The 1,613-nt window shown below is 70.0% G+C and carries 1 protein-coding gene; it reads left to right on the forward strand.

All coding sequences use genetic code 11. From position 1 onward, the window contains the following. Nucleotides 1–190: 190 nt before the first annotated feature. The gene (locus B0E53_RS36345) at nucleotides 191–1,603 is read left to right on the forward strand and encodes an NF041680 family putative transposase (protein WP_210406365.1); all 1,413 of its coding nucleotides are present in this window, start codon (nucleotides 191–193) and stop codon (nucleotides 1,601–1,603) included. Nucleotides 1,604–1,613 lie beyond the last annotated feature (10 nt).

Below are 1,613 nucleotides of genomic sequence, written 5' to 3' on the forward strand. Positions count from 1 at the left end.
AGCTTGTTCTTTAACCCTGACGTCTCGGCGGCCGCGATAGTCCTTTATGGATTTCGGCGTGTCGTGGAGACGGAAGCCGGCCACCGTCTGATGATCCTTCGGTTCCCTGGCAAGGACGTGAAGAACAAGGACGGTGGCCGTGGCCACGATTGTGGGCTACGTAGCGGGGCTGGTGTTACCCGACACGCCCGTGAGTGATCCAGCGGCGGGGCTGGCGGGCTTCCGCCGGGACTTTTACCAGTGCTTGGTGCGCCGGGCGGACGCGTTGTTCGAGCTGACCGACGCGGTCCTGTGCGCCGACGGGCCGGTACACAGCCTGGTCGATCTCACGTTGACGGCGGAGCATCGTCGGGGTCACGGCGCCCTGTACGACGGGCTGAACGCGGGCAGGATCGACATCGCCCGGCTTCGCGCGAGGCTGGCCGGGTTGCCTCTGCCCCGGGCGGCGGACGGGCGGATCGTCCTCGCTGTGGACGTGTCGAACTGGCTGCGCCCGGACGCGCCGACCAGCCCAGACCGGTTGTTTTGCCACGTCTACGCCCGAGGCAAGGGGCAGGCTCAGCTGATCCCGGGCTGGCCGTACTCGTTCGTGGCCGCGCTGGAGTCCGGCCGCACGTCGTGGACGCAGGTCCTGGACGCGGTGCGGCTGGGCCCGACCGATGACGCCACCGCGGTCACCGCCGCCCAGCTGCGTGATGTCGTGGACCGGCTGATCACCGTCGGGCACTGGCGGCCCGGCGACCCGGACATCCTGATCGTGGCCGACACCGGCTACGACACCGCCCGGCTGGCCTGGGTGCTGGCCGACCTACCCGTGGTGCTGGTCGGGCGGATCCGTTCCGACCGTGTCCTACGGCTGCCCAAGCCGGTCAGGGCGGCGGGAACCATCGGCCGTCCCCGCAAACACGGCGGCGAGTTCGCCCTGGCCGATCCGGCTACCTGGCCGGCGCCGCACCACGTCACCACCACTGCGACCACGCGCTATGGCACCGCGCGAGCAGCCGCGTGGGACTGGCTGCACCCCAGGTTGACCCGCCGCACCTGCTGGATCGACCACGACGGGGACCTGCCGGTCATCGAAGGCACCCTGATTAGGCTGCAGGTCGACCACCTACCCGGCGACCGTGACCCCAAGCCGGTATGGCTGTGGTGCTCCGCCACCGGCGCCACCGCCACCGATGTCGACCGCTGGTGGCAGGCCTTTCTACGCCGCTTCGACCTGGAACACACCTTCCGCCTGTTCAAACAGACCCTCGGCTGGACCCGCCCGAAGATCCGCACCCCGCAAGCCGGCGACCGCTGGACCTGGCTGATCATCGCTGCGCACACCCAACTCCGCCTGGCCCGCCCCCTGGCCGCCGACCTTCGCCGCCCCTGGGAGAAACCCGCACCACCCGGACGGCTCACCCCCGCCCGCGTCCGCCGCGGGTTCCGGAACATCCGCCCCACCAGCGCCCTGCCCGCCAGCGCACCGAAACCCGCAACACCCGGCCCCGGACGGCCACCCGGCTCCCGCAACCGTCAGCCCGCACCCCACCACGACGTCGGTAAAACCATCAAGCGTGACCCGACCATCGCAGCACGTAACCAACGCGAGGGTTAAAGATCAAGCT

The sequence above is a fragment of the Micromonospora sp. MH33 genome (assembly GCF_003013775.1).
Lineage (GTDB): Bacteria > Actinomycetota > Actinomycetes > Mycobacteriales > Micromonosporaceae > Micromonospora > Micromonospora fulviviridis.